Here is a 15,417-nt window from a genome sequence, read left to right as displayed (position 1 = left end):
TCGCCCTTGGCAAACCACCTAGCCAAGCCGGACTTTGCAGCGGCAATCGTCAAAACAAGGTTAATGCAATGCTTACGATCGTGATTAATTTAAGGTTTACATAAATTAGCTGGATCGCCTCGCCACGGATGCAAAAGAGGGTCCTGGCCGCCGGCGCTCCAAAGCCGGTCGGGCAAGCCGATCAAGGTGACGGAATTCAGATCGCGTTCAGCTCGCCAGCCTTGCCAGCGCCCACACCATCAAGGGCGAATCCGGATAGGTCAGCAGTCCGCCCAGGCCGAGCGCGATCCCATAGGGAACCCCGGTCGTGTCATCCGCGAAATGACGCAGGAATGGATTGCGACCGGTAATAACCGCCAGCGGCGATTTCCGATAGACGAGAATGGCAAGCGTCAGCAGGCCGCCGATAAATGTCGAGACGACCAGGTATTCGACAAGATGAACGTTCAACCCCATCCACACGGCCGTGGCGGCGAGCAGCTTGGCATCGCCTCCACCCATGCCACCCATTGCGAACAGGCCGAACGTCACGGCAAGGACCAGGGCGCCGGCGGCGAAATGCCAACCATAGGCCGCCCATTCCATACCCGTCAGTGGCGCAACCAGCGCAAAGACGGCGACAAGCAGCACCGACACGCGATTGGCAATCGTCATCGACAGCATGTCGGAGATCGCGGCAAACAGCATGCAGAACGGAAAGACGACGAAGATCAGGGCCTCAAGCATCGGCGCTCATGCCTATTGTCAGAATTCCAAGGGGCTCAATCTAGGCTCGTTCGATTAACGATTGATGAGGCCCGCAACGAAAAGATGGCTGGTATTGGCAGTGACATGGACGAACAGAATAAAACAGGGGCCGCCATGTGGCGGCCCCTGTCTGGAACGCTATCGGAGCGTTCAACAATAAGCAGATCAGCTGCCGCTGGTGTTCAGGGTGCTTCCGATGGAAGTGAACTTGGCGTTGATCGCATTGCCGAGTGCGCCGGCGCCGGTGATGATGGCGAGCGCGATGAGAGCGGCGATCAGACCATATTCGATAGCGGTCGCGCCGGATTCGTCCTTCACGAAACGTGCAAAAAGATTAGACATTCGAGAGCTCCTACTCCACGTGTTACAGCACTTCCGTCAACTTCTGTGATGGTTGATCGGATGCTGCCAATCTAGGGAGAAGCTCTTTCGATCGGCTTAATAAACAGCCTTACCGATTCCTTTCCCGGCTCGAACGGAGTGCTTGGTTAACTCCATGCTAAGCGCCGGCTAAAGTACCGTTCCCCAAGCCAACGCCGCAAAGGGCAAGGACTTGAGGAATCTTGCGACCCAGAGCGGATCGACCATGCGAGCAGCCGTAGCGATCGCCATATCCGGCGCCAGCACGCCGACTTAACCGTTGGTTCACCAATCTCGTTCATGTTCCGTTGAACAGTTTGCTTGCTTGGAGCGCCTCGATGGCCGTGCAGAGATCCTCAATCCTGATTGCCGTGCTTCTTGCCGCCACGGGCCTGATCACGCCAGCCAGAGCCGGCGCCGATATAGAAGTCACCATGAATCAGGCCAAGATCGTGAAACTGTCGCGCCCCGCCGACACGATCGTCGTCGGCAACCCGGCAATCGCCGATGCCTCCGTCCAGGATGCCTCGACGATCGTGCTCACCGGCAAGGGTTTCGGTGTCACCAACCTCGTCGTTCTCGACCAGGACGGCAGCCCGATCGTCGACGCACAGGTTACCGTCGTGCGGCAGGCAGCCTCGTCGGTTCGCATCTACCGGCGTGCCGAGGTCCAGACCATGTCTTGCACACCCTATTGCGAGAGCTCCTACAAGAGCGAGGCCGAAAAATCCTCCGAAGCCGAAATGAACGTCAGCAGATAGGCTGCACGGCCCCGGCGCCCGTCCAGGTTACCGGCCAGTTAAGACGCCCTCGCCGACTTTAACGATCATCCAAACCGGACTTCAATTGGTTTGCGTTAGTACACCTGCCAGGACCGTCCAGGGATGGCAGGAACAGGGCATGCGCAACGGATTCGGCTCGACAGTTCGGCACAAGATGGAGCGCGCCAGGTCTTTCAGGCGCTTCCTTCGCGACCGGCGTGGCAGCACGGCGCTGGAGTTCGCGCTGCTCGCATTGCCGTTCGCCCTCCTTGTGTTCGCCATCCTTGAAAGCTGCATCTCGTTTGCCGGCCAGGAGGTGATGGCCAACATCACCGACGATGTCGCGCGCCAATTGCGCACGGGCAAGTTGAAGCCGGCCGATGTGGCCGGGGACAAGCTGACGACCCTGATCTGCGGCAGGCTGCAGATCATCGTCTCCACGGATTGCCCGCAACAGTTGCTCGTGGATCTTCGCGAGTATCCGACTTTCGCCGACGCGGCGACGGCGACCTTCAAGATCCAGAGCGGCGACGTCGTGCTGATGCAAGGCACGAATTCACAGACTTTCGCGAACGCGCCTGGCCTGGCGGAATCGAAGAACATGCTGCGGGTCTTCTACAAGTGGCCGGTCATGACCGATCTGATGGCCAAGTCGATGGCTAATCTGAATGGTGGCAGGACGCTGCACTTCGCGTCCGTGACCTGGCAGAACGAGCCGTTCGACAATTGAGTTCGAAGACGCCAACAAGAAAAAAAGGCAATGACATGATGCGTGCGGGGGCACATCCGGGAATTGCAGGGATCTGGGGCAAGGCGGTCGGGTTCCTCTCCAATCGCCGTGGGGTGGCGGCGGTCGAGTTCGCTCTGATCGTGCCGATCCTGCTGGTCATGTACTTCATGACCATGGAGGCTTCGCAGGCCATCGAGACCAGCAAGAAGGTCAGCCGCATCGGCAGCATGGTTGCCGACCTCGTCACGCAGCAGCCGACCATCGTCAAGGCGGATCTCGACGCCATCATGAAAATCGGCACCTCGACCATCCAGCCCTACAACCGCTCGACACCGAACATCACCATCACCGCAATACAGGTCACCACCGATACGCCACCCCAAGTGAACGTGGTGTGGTCGCGCAAGGTGGTCAACGGCGTCTACAGTATCGCTACTGCCCTGCCCGCGACCACCACGGTTCCGGCAACGCTCAAGGTCGCCGGCACCTTCCTCATTCGTGTCGAGAGCAATCTGGCCTATACGCCGATTATCGGCTGGACGACGGACACCCAACAAAAGCTTGGACTGACCAGATCCCTTACCACGACGATCCCGATGGGCGAGACCTACTACCTGCGCCCACGCAGGAGCCTGACGATCCCCTGCAGCGATTGCTGAAGGTTTTTACCGCTGGCCACCATCGGCCGACACAAAGCGCACGATGGCTTGTGCCGTCGCATAGTCTTTCGGGGCCACGGTCAGAAAGCCGCCGGAGTGTTTCGATTCCAGGAGATCGTAGACATCCGGCGTCGTCGATTTGAGGTTGGTGAGGAAGACGGTCAGCCTGCGCTTGGCTTCCGGGTCGAGATCGCTGCGTACGGCATGGGGACCGTATCTCAGCAAGCCCGACGTCCACACGACCTGAAATGCCGACGGCGAAAGCCCGGCCTCTTCCAACCTTGCCTGCGTGCCGTCAGACAACAATGGCTGGCCGTCGGCCGTCGCCGTCACCCAGCCGAACAAAGCGTCAGCCTGGCCATCGAAGAGCATTTTTTCCGCCGCGGACGCTGAATCGGCATGGAGCAGAAACGGTGAATCTTCGGTGATCTTGACGTGTTCGGCGGCCAATCCCGCCAGCGGCAAAAGCGAACCTCCGACGCTGTCCGGCGGCGGCATGGCGATCCGGTGCGTCTCCATCGCCGCCAGGTCGGGCAGTTTGCCGTCCCTGGTCAGCAGCACGGAGCGGATGCCGGCCGCGCCGTCGGAATCGACCGGAGCCACAAGCGGCTCGATGCATCCACAACGCTGCAGCGCCGTCGCGTAGGCCGTCGCCGAATAGATGGCATATTCGATCCGGGCATTGGCCTGAGCCTCGATCAGTGCCGCATAATCGCGCGCGACGACAAACTCCACCTTCATGCCAAGCGCATCGGTAAAGGATTGCGTCAACAGCGCCAGGCCCGGGACGGTGTTGCCGGCGCCAGGCTCGGCGACGATACCGATGCGAAACGTGCCGATATCATCGCGCCAGTCGGCCCGCGCCGGACCACACCAAAGCGCGCCGTGCACGGCCACAAGGGCAGCGCATGCCTTCCGCGCGGCATTCATGACAAGACCGTCCTGCGTTTTCTTCGATCCATATCCATTGCCCGCTGCGCGCGACACTTTACATCCTGGATTGAGCTTGTCGTCGCCCAAAACCGCTGCACACTTTTGGGGGACATGGGCCTTAGTTTTTGTGCATGTCGTTGCCCCAAAACCGCTACGCACTTTTGGGCGACATGCACTCTTAGGTTTGCTTATGTCGTTACCCCAAAACCGCTGCGCACTTTTGGGCGACATGCACTGGACTATCGCGCCAAGCTGTTGCCGTTTGGTTTCCGAATTGCCAATGCCGCCGTGGAACCCTATGTCTGGGCGTCCAAACTGGCGATAATGACCCGATGGCGCGTGCTTTCCTCTTCGTCCTGGATTCTTTCGGCATCGGCGGCGCGGCCGACGCCGAACGCTATGGCGACGCCGGCGCCAACACGCTCGCGCACATCGCCGAAGCTTGCGCCGAAGGGCGCGCGGATCGCGAGCGGCTTCGGCAAGGGCCGCTGTTTGTCCCCCACATGGCATCGCTCGGGCTCGGCAAGGCAGCCGAGACGGCGACAGGATTGGCTTTTGCCCATTTCGGGACGGATCTGCTCGCCAATGCCTTCCATGGCGCGGCGCAGGAAGTTTCGAGCGGCAAGGACACTCCGTCCGGTCACTGGGAGATCGCGGGCCTGCCGGTGCGTTTCGATTGGGGATACTTCCCGGATACGGTTCCAGCCTTTCCGGCTGATCTGACCGCTGCGATGATCCGCGAGGGCGAGGTTTCAGGCATTCTCGGCAACTGCCATGCGCCGGGCACCGAAATCATCGAACGGTTCGGCGAGGAGCACATCCGCACCGGCAAGCCGATCTGCTACACCTCCGTCGACTCGGTCCTGCAGATCGCCGCGCATGAAGTCCATTTCGGGTTGGAGCGGCTTTATGAATTCTGCCAGGTCGTGCGCCGTCTGGTTGATCCGCTCAGAATCGGGCGCGTGATCGCACGGCCGTTCGTCGGTGAAACCGCCGCGACCTTCGAACGGACGTACAACCGCCACGACTATGCCGTGCCGCCGCCGGAGCCGACCTTGCTCGACCGGCTGACCGCGCGGGGGAGCCGCGTCATCGCCGTCGGCAAGATCGGCGACATCTTCGCCCATCGCGGGATTTCGGAAGTGCGCAAGGCCGCCGGCAACATGGCCATGTTCGACAAGGCGCTCGGCGCGATGGACGATGCCGGCAACGGCGATCTCGTTTTCGCCAATTTCGTCGATTTCGACACCGAATTCGGTCATCGCCGCGATGTCGCCGGCTATGCCGCCGCACTCGAGGCCTTCGACCGGCGGCTGCCGGAGGCACTCGAAAGGCTGCGGCAGGACGACCTACTCATCCTGACGGCAGACCACGGCAATGATCCGACCTGGCGAGGGACCGACCATACGCGTGAACGCATACCGGTGATCGGCACGGGACCCGGTCTGAGGGGTGGCGACATCGGACTGAGAACAACATTCGCCGATATCGGCGAGACCGTCGCCGAACACCTCGGGCTGGCGCCCGGCCGCCACGGCACTTCTTTCCATGCGATGATTGGCGGCCATGCCTGAATTGCCCGAAGTCGAAACGGTCCGGCGCGGCCTGCAGCCTGTCCTGGAAGGTGCCCGTCTGGCCAGGGTCGAGGCGCGACGGCCAGATCTCCGGTTTCCCTTTCCCGAACGGTTTTCCGAACGGCTGACCGGCAGGACGATCACGGCGCTCGGCCGCCGGGCCAAATATCTGACCATGCATATGCAGGATGGCCCGCTGCTGATCTGCCATCTCGGCATGTCGGGTTCGTTTCGTATCGAGGCCGACGATGACAGCGACACACCAGGCGTGTTCCACCACGAACGCTCGAAAAGCACGGTGCACGACCATGTCGTGTTCCATGTGGTCTCCGCCGCCGGTGCCCCGTCGCGCGTAATCTTCAACGACCCGCGCCGCTTCGGCTTCATGCTGTTCGCGGAAGGATCGCCGGAGACGCATCCGATGCTGGCCGGGCTGGGCGTCGAGCCCACGGGCAATACGCTGGACGGCGTGCTGCTCGCCTCGTTGCTGAAAGGCCGCAGATCGCCGCTCAAGGCAGCACTTCTCGACCAGAGACTGATCGCGGGACTTGGCAATATCTATGTCTCGGAGGCGCTTTGGCGTGCCGGCCTGTCGCCCTTGCGCGAAGCCGGCACCATCGCCAAGCCGGGCAAGAGGGCCAGGGAACAAAGCGAACGCCTGGCCGAGGCGATCCGCTCGGTCATATCCGATGCCATCGCCGCCGGCGGGTCGTCGCTGCGCGACTATGTGCACACCGACGGATCGCTGGGCTACTTCCAGCACTCCTTCGCCGTCTACGACCGCGAGGGGGAGCCCTGCCCGAAACCCGGCTGCGGTGGTCACATCGAGCGTATCGTGCAGAGCGGACGCTCGACCTTCTATTGCCGGACGTGTCAGAGCTGAGTTAGTGAACGGTTTTCGTGGGAAGGCGCATGGCTTTCCCTTGAGAAGGCTTCAAAACAAAGAGATAGACCGGATCGCGAGGAGAAGCAGCCATGGCCTATGAAACGATCATCACCGAGACGCGCGGCAAGGTCGGACTGATCACGCTGAACCGGCCGAAGGCGCTCAATGCGCTGAATTCCCAGATCCTTGCCGAACTCGTCTCAGCAGTGAACGGTTTCGGCGCCGACCCCGGCATTGGCGCCATGGTTATTACCGGCTCCGACAAGGCCTTTGCCGCCGGTGCCGACATCAAGGAGATGCAGGCGATCTCCTATGTGGACGCCTACAGCCAGGACTTCTTCGTCGGATGGGAAGAGTTCACGCGGGCGCGCAAGCCGATCATTGCGGCGGTGGCCGGCTATGCCCTGGGTGGCGGGTGCGAACTGGCGATGATGTGCGATTTCATCATTGCCGCCGACACGGCCAAATTCGGCCAGCCCGAAATCACGCTCGGTGTCATTCCTGGCATGGGCGGGTCGCAACGCCTGACCCGGTTCGTCGGCAAGTCGAAGGCGATGGACATGTGCCTGACCGGACGGATGATGGATGCAGCGGAAGCCGAACGCTCAGGCCTGGTGTCGCGGGTCGTGCCTGCCGGCGAACTCGTCGAGGAGGCCATCAAGGCGGCGGCCAAGATCGCCGATTTCTCGCTGCCGTCGGTGATGATGGCGAAGGAAGCCGTCAACCGCTCCTATGAGACGACGCTGGCAGAGGGATTGCGGTTCGAACGCCGCCTGTTCCATTCGCTTTTCGCGCTCGAAGACCAGAAGGAAGGCATGGCGGCTTTCGCCGAAAAGCGGAAGCCGAATTTCACCAATCGGTAAAGCCTTGCCGGCCGACGATCGAAACCCTGGGGCGGCGACCAAAAAGAACGCCGGGCAGCGTTGACGCGCCGGAAAAGCTGAACTATAAGCCGCACCAACCGAGGCGGCCCCGTGGCTGCCCGTTTGTTTTTTGCGCCCTGCGGCATGCCGCGTGCGCCGACCAGATCAGAAGAGAGGCATCATGGCCAACACATCCTCGGCCAAAAAGGCAACGCGCAAGATCGTCCGCCGCGCAGCGATCAACAAGAACCGCCGCTCGCGCGTGCGCACCTATGTCCGCCAGGTCGAGGAAGCACTCGCTTCCGGCGACAAGGCTGCCGCACAGGCCGCCTTCAAGGCTGCCGAACCGGAATTGATGCGCGCCGCGACCAAGGGCGTCATCCACAAGAACACCGCGTCCCGCAAGGTGTCGCGGCTGGCCCAGCGCCTCAAGGTATTGTCTGCCTGACATCGCCTTTTCAGACTGATCTTCTTTAGAACCCGGCCAGTCGCGCCGGGTTTTTTCGTTTGCCGGCAAGCACTTAAAAAGAATACTCGGAAATGGCGGTCAAAGCGGATTCCAAGCTTCGAAATGCTTTGCCGGCACATGCATGTCCGCTGATGGTTGGCACGCCTGAAAAGCATCCGCTTAAGAACTCTTAATTCTCAGAAATAAGCGATATTTTTCAAATAGTTATCTGTGGTCATCCACAGCTTGTCCACAGCGCCCCGGGGAGGTGGGAGGACAACTGGCTGTCAAGCAAATTATTTCAGAATATTTCGCGCCGGCCCGTATTTTTCATATTCGCGGGAAAAGGGTTTGAATCACAATGGCTTTGTCAAAATACACCGCCGTGGCATGGCGCTCCAACGCGCCCGAGGTAACCAGATTCCTTAAAAATCCGTTAGACGTGGCCTTGCCCTATCCACAGCGATTTCGGTAATGTCGATCTATCGAAAGGGACGGGCCTCTGGCCCTTAACCAGCCTGACGCGGCCAGCTTAAATTGGCGGGATTTGCGACGCGGATCAAGTCTGCGGATAGGTTTGGTTTGCTCTTTTTCGATACGGTAGGGGACTGGCGTAACTAGACATGGCAGGTCGATGGCGCGCCGGCGTTTTCGCCGGGCGGTGTTGTATTGCCCTGACATACCCGACGCGGACTGGCTTCCATGGGCCGGCACCGGTTCCCTGAGACAATGGGCGATGTTCACTGCCAGCGGCGGCAGCGGACGTCGTAGCAAAGCGCAGTCGCTGGAAGAAGGATGCAGGAGGCGCATCCCCGGCGGAAAAACAGGTACAAAAACAAGGAACTCGATCATGCAGAGCGGCATCGAAAGGGAGCTTACGGGCGACCTCCCATTTCCTGGAACTTTGATCGGAGCAAACGAGATGGCGGTCTCCAGCGACGCGGAACAGAAGTTCGACCGGGTCAAGACCCAGTTGAAGGCGCGCCTGGGGGCTGAAGTCTATTCGAGCTGGTTCGGCCGCATGAAGGTCGCGGAGGCATCCAAGGGCATTGTCCGCATCTCGGTGCCCACCGCGTTCCTGCGCTCGTGGATCAACGGCCACTATCTCGACCTCATCTCCGAGCTGTGGAAGCAGGAGGATGCCGATCTCCTCAAGATCGAGATCGTGGTGCGCACGGCCACCCGCCAGGGACGCAACCATGCGGAACCGGATTTGGCCCCGGCACGCAAGATGACACGGCAGACGCAAACCGCATTGGCCGCCGGCACCGTGAGCCCCGGCAGGGTGGAACGCCCCCCGGTGCCGCGTCCGGGCGCCGCGACCGAGAGCGAGTTCCGCCACAATGTGCTGGGATCCCCGCTCGACCCGCGCTACACGTTCGGTTCCTTCATCGAAGGCCCGTCGAACCGGGTGGCTTTCGCCGCCGCCAAGGCCGTGGCGGAATCGCAGTCGAGCGCAGTGCGCTTCAACCCGCTTTTCCTTCACGCGACTGTCGGGCTCGGCAAGACCCATCTGCTGCAGGCCATCGCGGCGGAATCGCTGAAACAGAACCCCAAGTCGCGCGTCGTCTATCTCACCGCGGAATATTTCATGTGGCGCTTCGCCACGGCGATCCGCGACAACAATGCACTGACGCTCAAGGAACAGTTGCGCGACATCGACCTGTTGATCATCGACGACATGCAGTTCCTGCAGGGCAAGTCGATCCAGCATGAATTCTGCCATTTGATCAACATGCTGCTCGACAGCGCCAAGCAAGTCGTTGTCGCCGCCGACCGGCCGCCGTCGGAGCTGGAATCGCTTGAGCCGCGGGTCCGCTCGCGCCTCAATGGCGGTGTCGCGCTCGAAATGTCGGCGCCTGATTTCGCCATGCGCCTCGGCATGCTCAAGCTGCGCCTGGCCACGGCCCGGGTTGACGACGCGTCGCTCGACATTTCAGACGAAATCCTCAACCACGTCGCCCGCACCGTGACCGGCAGCGGACGCGAACTGGAGGGGGCGTTCAATCAGCTGCTGTTCCGCCAGTCGTTCGAGCCGCAGATCACCATCGACCGCATCGACGAGATCCTCGGCCATATCTATCGCACCGGCGAGCCGAAGCGGGTTCGCATCGAGGACATCCAGCGCATCGTGGCGCGCCACTACAATGTCTCGAAGACGGAGTTGCTGTCCAACCGGCGCACGCGCACCATCGTCAAGCCGCGACAGGTCGCAATGTACCTGTCGAAGGTGATGACGCCGCGCTCGTTGCCCGAAATCGGACGGCGCTTTGGCGGCCGCGACCACACAACGGTGCTGCACGCCGTGCGCAAGATCGAGGACCTGTCCGGCAACGACAACACGCTGGCGCAGGAACTTGAGCTGCTGCGACGCTTGATCAACGATCAAGCCTGATCGGACCGAGACAGGCAAGCCAGAACCGTACCGGAATTCAATGGCTTGGCCGCTCCGTGGCCTCGCTGAAATGGGCTCGCGGCGCTGGCTGGTGGCGATCCGGATTCCGGATTCAGCACCCTGCCCGGCGGTCTTCGCGGCCTTTATCCCCAGAAAGCCCGCGCAGCCGCCCGGAACCGGCGGCGCGGGCTTGCGTTTGCTGGCTTTTTCCTGTCAGTTTACGCAGATTCTGAGCCTGTTCAGACCTTTCGCGGGGCGCCGCCAGCCGGAGACCCGCTCATCCTTTCAAGCGAGCCTGTTTCGTCATGCGTGTTATCCTGGAACGGTCAAATCTCCTGAAGTCGCTCAACCACGTCCATCGCGTGGTCGAACGGCGCAACACGATACCGATCCTGTCCAATGTGCTGCTCAGCGCCGAGGGCGCCAGCCTCGAAATGAAGGCGACCGACCTCGATCTGGAGGTGACGGAAGCGACGCCCGCCAAGGTCGAGCGCGGCGGTGCGACGACGGTTCCGGCGCATCTGCTCTACGACATCGTGCGCAAACTCTCGGACGGCGCCGAGGTGATGCTGAAGACGGACGAGGACGGCAACGCCATGACGGTGACGTCGGGCCGATCGAGCTTCCGCCTGCAGTGCCTGCCGCAATCCGATTTCCCCGAGCTCTCGGCCGGATCCTTCTCGCATATCTTCCGGCTCGACTCGGTTGCCCTGAAGGGGCTGATCGAGAAGACGCAGTTCGCCATTTCCACCGAGGAGACGCGCTATTACCTCAACGGCATCTACCTGCACACGCATGAGGTCGGCGGCAAGTTGAAGCTGCGCTCGGTGGCGACCGACGGCCACCGTCTGGCGCGCGCCGAAATCGATGCGCCGGCGGGCTCCGAGGGCATGCCCGGCATCATCATTCCGCGCAAGACGGTGAGCGAACTGCAGAAGCTGGTCGACGACCCGGATGTCGCCGTGACGACCGAACTGTCCGACACCAAGATCCGCTTCACCATTGGCAGCGTGGTCCTGACCTCGAAGCTGATCGACGGCACGTTCCCCGATTATCAGCGGGTCATTCCGACCGGCAATGACAAGAAGCTGATCCTCGACCGCCAGAGTTTTGCCGCCGCGGTCGACCGCGTCTCGACCATCTCCTCCGAACGCGGCCGCGCGGTGAAGCTTTCGATCAGCGAAGGCCAGGTGACGCTTGCGGTCAACAACCCGGATTCAGGCAGTGCCACCGAAGAACTGGCCGCCGACTATTCGTCCGACCCGATCGAGATTGGTTTCAACGCCAAATATCTGCTTGATGTCGCCGCGCAGCTGACCGGCACGGAAGCCAAATTCATGCTGGCCGATGCCGGTTCGCCGACACTGATCCACGACATGGCCGACGAGACCGCGCTTTACGTGCTGATGCCGATGCGGGTATAGCCGGCGCTGCATCATCGATCCGGTTCCGCGGCGGAACCGGCAGCGACAACAATGGCGACTTCTACAGGCGGATAGCGGTTGCCGGCACAAACTCATATAAGTAAGCTTACACTTACTAATTTTCGCAACTATGCGGCGCTGACGATCGATCTCGCCCCGGGGCCCGTGGTCTTTTCAGGCGACAATGGCGCCGGCAAGACCAACCTCCTCGAGGCAATTTCCTTCCTGACGCCGGGACGCGGCCTGCGACGTGCGCCCTACGCCGACGTCGCACGCGAGGGCGGCGATGGCGGCTTCGCGCTGCACGCCCGCCTCGACGGACCTGACGGCCAAGTCGAGATCGGCACGGGCATTTCCGGCGGTGAGGGCGAAGGCGGCAGGCGGGTTCGCATCAACGGCGCGACCGCGAGATCGGCCGAAGACATGCTGGAATGGCTGCGAGTGGTGTGGCTGACGCCGGCCATGGATGCGCTGTTCACCGGACCGGCCGCGGATCGCCGACGCTTTCTTGACCGGCTGGTGCTGGCAATCGATCCCGGCCATGGGCAGCGGGCGCTCGACTACGAAAAAGCGATGCGCGGCCGTAACCGGTTGCTGATGGATGGGTCTCGGGACGATCGCTGGTTCGAGGCGATCGAGACACAGATGGCCGAAACCGGCGTCGCCATTGCTGCGGCGCGCGCCGAACTGGTGCGCCTGCTCGCCGCCATGATCGACAGGCTGCCCGACACGGGACCGTTCCCGCAGGCCGACATCAGCCTTTCCGGCGATCTGGAAACGGAGGTTTCCGCCGCGCCGGCAGTCGATGTCGAGGAGCGGTTCCGACGGGCGCTCGCCGATGGCCGCGATCGTGACCGCGCCGCCGGACGTACGCTCGAAGGACCGCACCGTTCCGATCTCCTGGTGAGACACAGGCCCAAGGCAATGCCGGCCGAACTCTGTTCCACCGGCGAGCAGAAGGCACTGCTGGTCGGCATCGTCCTGTCACATGCCCGGCTGACCGGCGAGATGTCGGGCCTGACACCGATCCTGCTGCTCGACGAGATCGCCGCTCATCTGGACAGCGGGCGGCGGGCGGCGCTGTTTTCGATCCTCGAGGAGTTGAACTGCCAGGCCTTCATGACGGGAACCGATGCCGCGCTGTTTTCCAGCTTGCAAGGCCGCGCGCAGTTCCTGACCGTCGACCACGGCACGGTTGGGCCAACCGAAGGCTCCTGACAAGGTTTTTCAGCCGCTATATGGTCCCGACATGACCACCGCGCTTACCGCCGACGAAATCGAACGCTACGCCCGCCACATCGTGCTGCCAGAGGTCGGCGGCGCGGGCCAGCAGAAGCTCAAGCAAGCACGGGTCCTGGTGATCGGCGCCGGCGGGCTGGGCGCGCCGGTGCTCGAATATCTTGCGGCCGCCGGTGTTGGCACGCTCGGCATTATCGACGACGACACCGTGTCGCTGTCCAATCTGCAACGCCAGGTCATCCACGGCACCGATACGGTCGGCATGCTGAAAACCGAGAGCGCAAAGGCGGCAATCGCCCGCATCAATCCCAACACCGCCGTCGAGACCCACACAGTCCGGCTGAGCGCGGAGAACGCCCCTGCCCTTGTCGCCCGCTATGACATCGTCGTCGACGGTTCCGACAATTTCGAGACCCGTTATACGGTGGCCGATGCCTGCGCGAGCGCGCGCAAACCGCTGGTGCATGCCGCTGTCGGTCGCTTCGACGGCTCGGTGACGGTGCTGAAGCCATTCGAGAACGGCAAGGATGGCAAGCCGAACCCGGGCTATCGCGATCTCTTCCCGGAAGCTCCGCCGCCGGGCCTTGTGCCGTCATGCGCCGAGGCCGGGGTGCTTGGCGCGCTGACCGGCGTCGTCGGAACGCTGCAGGCGATGGAGGCGATCAAGCTGATAACCGGTATCGGCGAGCCGCTTGTCGGCAGGCTGTTGCTCTACGACGCGCTCGCAGCACGCTTCGAAACGATCCGCTACGCCAGGCGCTGACCTTGACGCAAACGATGCCCCTTTCCATCGACCGCATTTCGATCGCCTTCAATCGTTGGGACGAGGTGCTTTCCCTGATCATGCGTGCCTTCGCCTTCATGGACGGCGTTATCGACCCGCCGTCCTCTGCTCACCTGCTCACCGTAGACACACTGCGCGACAAGGCCGGGCGGGAGACCGGTTTGGTGGCCCTCGACGGCGCCAGGATCGTCGGCTGCGTCTTTGCTCTTGAAAGGGCAGATGATTTCTACGTCGGCAAGCTCGCCGTCGACCCGGACCGCCAGGGGCAAGGCATTGGCCGGCGGCTGATGCGGGCGGTCGAACAGTTCGCGCTCGACCACGGCAAGGCGGCGCTGGAGTTACAGACACGGATCGAGCTCACCTCCAACCATGCCGCCTTTGCCCGCCTCGGCTTTCACGAGACCGAACGGACGGCGCATGACGGCTACGCCAGGCCGACCTCGATCACCATGCGCAAGGCTCTTTCGTAAGCTTCAGCTTTCGCTTGAAGACGGCGAGCCGGTCAGGTCCTGAGCGGCAGCACGCGGTCCGGCGGGCGGTGGCCATCGACGAATGCCCGGATATTGATGATGACCTTCTCGCCCATGTCGATGCGGCCTTCGAGCGTCGCCGAGCCCATATGCGGCAGAAGCACGACCTTGTTCCTGGCGGCGAGCTTGAGCAGCTTGGCGTTGAGCGCCGGCTCGTGCTCGTAGACGTCGAGGCCGGCCCCGGCGATCTTGCCGTCCTGGATCAGCTTGACCAGCGCTTCCTCGTCGATGATGTCGCCGCGCGCGGTGTTCACGACATAGGCCGTGGGCTGCAGCAGAGCCAAGCGCCGTGCCGACAGAAGATGGAAAGTCGCCGGCGTCGACGGACAATTGACCGAGATGATGTCCATGCGGGCCAGCATCTGGTCGAGGCTTTCCCAATAGGTCGCCTCAAGCCCGTCCTCGACAGCCGGCAGGACGCGATGGCGGTTGTGGTAGTGGATGGAGAGGCCGAAGGCCTTGGCGCGCCGAGCGACGGCCGTGCCGATGCGCCCCATGCCGACAATACCGAGCCGCTTGCCCCAGATGCGCCGGCCAAGCATCCAGGTCGGCGACCAGCCCGCCCATTTCTTGTCGCCGGTGAGCACATTGGCGCCTTCCGCGAGCCGGCGCGGCACCGCCAGCAGCAGCGCCATGGTCATGTCGGCGGTATCTTCGGTGAGTACATTGGGCGTATTGGTGACGGTGATGCCCTTCTTGGCCGCCGCAGCCACGTCGATCTTGTCGACGCCGTTGCCGAAATTGGCGATGAGCTTGAGGTTGTCGCCAGCCTGGGCGATCAGCGCCGCGTCGATCTGGTCGGTCACCGTCGGCACCAGCACGTCGGCCTCCTTGACGGCGGCAACCAGTTCCGGCTGCGTCATCGGCCTGTCCTCGACATTCAGCCTCGCGTCGAACAGCTCGCGCATGCGGGTCTCGACCGGGTCGGGGAGCTTTCGCGTGATGACCACGAGAGGCTTCTTTTTGCCTGGCATTGTTTCCCTCGTTGAGACCTCTTTAACCAAGACCGGCGAAACTGAAAGCCGGTCGCGGTAGCCGATTTACCCATGTAACAAGCGGTGCCGCCGAAGACAAAGAAAAAGGG

General features: G+C 62.2%; 15 protein-coding genes and 1 pseudogene. 12 read left to right on the top strand and 4 right to left on the bottom strand.

The features are described from left to right. Nucleotides 1-207: 207 nt before the first annotated feature. Nucleotides 208-726: an A24 family peptidase gene (locus AC1VON_RS08755; RefSeq protein ID WP_056569971.1), complete on the bottom strand. Its 519-nt coding sequence runs from the start codon at nt 724-726 to the stop codon at nt 208-210. A 186-nt stretch (nt 727-912) separates the two neighbouring features. Then, nucleotides 913-1,089: a Flp family type IVb pilin gene (locus AC1VON_RS08750; protein WP_483121549.1), complete on the bottom strand. Its 177-nt coding sequence runs from the start codon at nt 1,087-1,089 to the stop codon at nt 913-915. A 356-nt stretch (nt 1,090-1,445) separates the two neighbouring features. Between AC1VON_RS08750 and AC1VON_RS08745 the strand changes: the two genes are divergently transcribed. The 3 genes from AC1VON_RS08745 (at nt 1,446) to AC1VON_RS08735 (ending at nt 3,257) form a co-directional block, all read left to right on the top strand. Next, nucleotides 1,446-1,868 (top strand): pilus assembly protein N-terminal domain-containing protein, encoded by a 423-nt coding sequence (locus AC1VON_RS08745; protein ID WP_172352755.1) that lies wholly within the window; start codon nt 1,446-1,448, stop codon nt 1,866-1,868. 139 nt (nt 1,869-2,007) lie between these two features. Next, nucleotides 2,008-2,598, top strand: coding sequence for a TadE/TadG family type IV pilus assembly protein (locus AC1VON_RS08740; RefSeq protein ID WP_483121547.1), 591 nt, complete (start codon nt 2,008-2,010; stop codon nt 2,596-2,598). 35 nt (nt 2,599-2,633) lie between these two features. Continuing rightward, nucleotides 2,634-3,257: a TadE/TadG family type IV pilus assembly protein gene (locus AC1VON_RS08735; RefSeq protein WP_483121545.1), complete on the top strand. Its 624-nt coding sequence runs from the start codon at nt 2,634-2,636 to the stop codon at nt 3,255-3,257. A 6-nt stretch (nt 3,258-3,263) separates the two neighbouring features. On the opposite strand, the gene AC1VON_RS08730 is transcribed toward AC1VON_RS08735, so the two are convergent. Then, complete coding sequence (locus AC1VON_RS08730) at nt 3,264-4,187, bottom strand: phosphate/phosphite/phosphonate ABC transporter substrate-binding protein (protein WP_483121543.1); 924 nt, start codon at nt 4,185-4,187, stop codon at nt 3,264-3,266. A gap of 335 nt (nt 4,188-4,522) precedes the next feature. Between AC1VON_RS08730 and AC1VON_RS08725 the strand changes: the two genes are divergently transcribed. From AC1VON_RS08725 to AC1VON_RS08685, 9 genes and pseudogenes are all read left to right on the top strand, one after another. After that, on the top strand, nt 4,523-5,764 hold the full coding sequence (locus tag AC1VON_RS08725) for a phosphopentomutase (protein WP_483121542.1): 1,242 nt from the start codon (nt 4,523-4,525) through the stop codon (nt 5,762-5,764). Continuing rightward, a complete protein-coding gene (gene mutM, locus AC1VON_RS08720; RefSeq protein ID WP_483121540.1) occupies nt 5,757-6,647 on the top strand; it encodes a bifunctional DNA-formamidopyrimidine glycosylase/DNA-(apurinic or apyrimidinic site) lyase in 891 nt (296 codons plus the stop codon). The genes AC1VON_RS08725 and mutM overlap by 8 nt, the downstream gene beginning before the upstream one ends. A 92-nt stretch (nt 6,648-6,739) precedes the next feature. Further along, nucleotides 6,740-7,513: an enoyl-CoA hydratase gene (locus AC1VON_RS08715; RefSeq protein ID WP_172352761.1), complete on the top strand. Its 774-nt coding sequence runs from the start codon at nt 6,740-6,742 to the stop codon at nt 7,511-7,513. Nucleotides 7,514-7,694: 181 nt separating this feature from the next. Continuing rightward, on the top strand, nt 7,695-7,961 hold the full coding sequence (gene rpsT, locus AC1VON_RS08710) for a 30S ribosomal protein S20 (protein WP_056569958.1): 267 nt from the start codon (nt 7,695-7,697) through the stop codon (nt 7,959-7,961). A 967-nt stretch (nt 7,962-8,928) separates the two neighbouring features. Further along, nucleotides 8,929-10,356: pseudogene (gene dnaA, locus AC1VON_RS08705) on the top strand (chromosomal replication initiator protein DnaA); the annotation flags it as partial. 305 nt (nt 10,357-10,661) lie between these two features. Next, the gene (dnaN, locus tag AC1VON_RS08700; RefSeq protein ID WP_010913340.1) at nt 10,662-11,780 is read left to right on the top strand and encodes a DNA polymerase III subunit beta; all 1,119 of its coding nucleotides are present in this window, start codon (nt 10,662-10,664) and stop codon (nt 11,778-11,780) included. A gap of 78 nt (nt 11,781-11,858) precedes the next feature. Then, nucleotides 11,859-12,998, top strand: coding sequence for a DNA replication/repair protein RecF (gene recF / locus AC1VON_RS08695; protein ID WP_483121537.1), 1,140 nt, complete (start codon nt 11,859-11,861; stop codon nt 12,996-12,998). A 31-nt stretch (nt 12,999-13,029) separates the two neighbouring features. Continuing rightward, nucleotides 13,030-13,782: a molybdopterin-synthase adenylyltransferase MoeB gene (locus AC1VON_RS08690; RefSeq protein WP_172347051.1), complete on the top strand. Its 753-nt coding sequence runs from the start codon at nt 13,030-13,032 to the stop codon at nt 13,780-13,782. Nucleotides 13,783-13,796: 14 nt separating this feature from the next. Further along, a complete protein-coding gene (locus tag AC1VON_RS08685; RefSeq protein WP_172347052.1) occupies nt 13,797-14,273 on the top strand; it encodes a GNAT family N-acetyltransferase in 477 nt (158 codons plus the stop codon). A gap of 32 nt (nt 14,274-14,305) precedes the next feature. Here AC1VON_RS08685 and AC1VON_RS08680 read toward each other — a convergent pair whose 3' ends face one another. Further along, the gene (locus tag AC1VON_RS08680) at nt 14,306-15,307 is read right to left on the bottom strand and encodes a 2-hydroxyacid dehydrogenase (protein WP_172347053.1); all 1,002 of its coding nucleotides are present in this window, start codon (nt 15,305-15,307) and stop codon (nt 14,306-14,308) included. Nucleotides 15,308-15,417 lie beyond the last annotated feature (110 nt).

It is taken from the genome of Mesorhizobium sp. HAY1-8B (assembly GCF_056868045.1).
The sequence above is the reverse complement of the archived record's forward strand: the minus strand, read 5'-3'. Positions and strand labels throughout refer to the sequence as shown.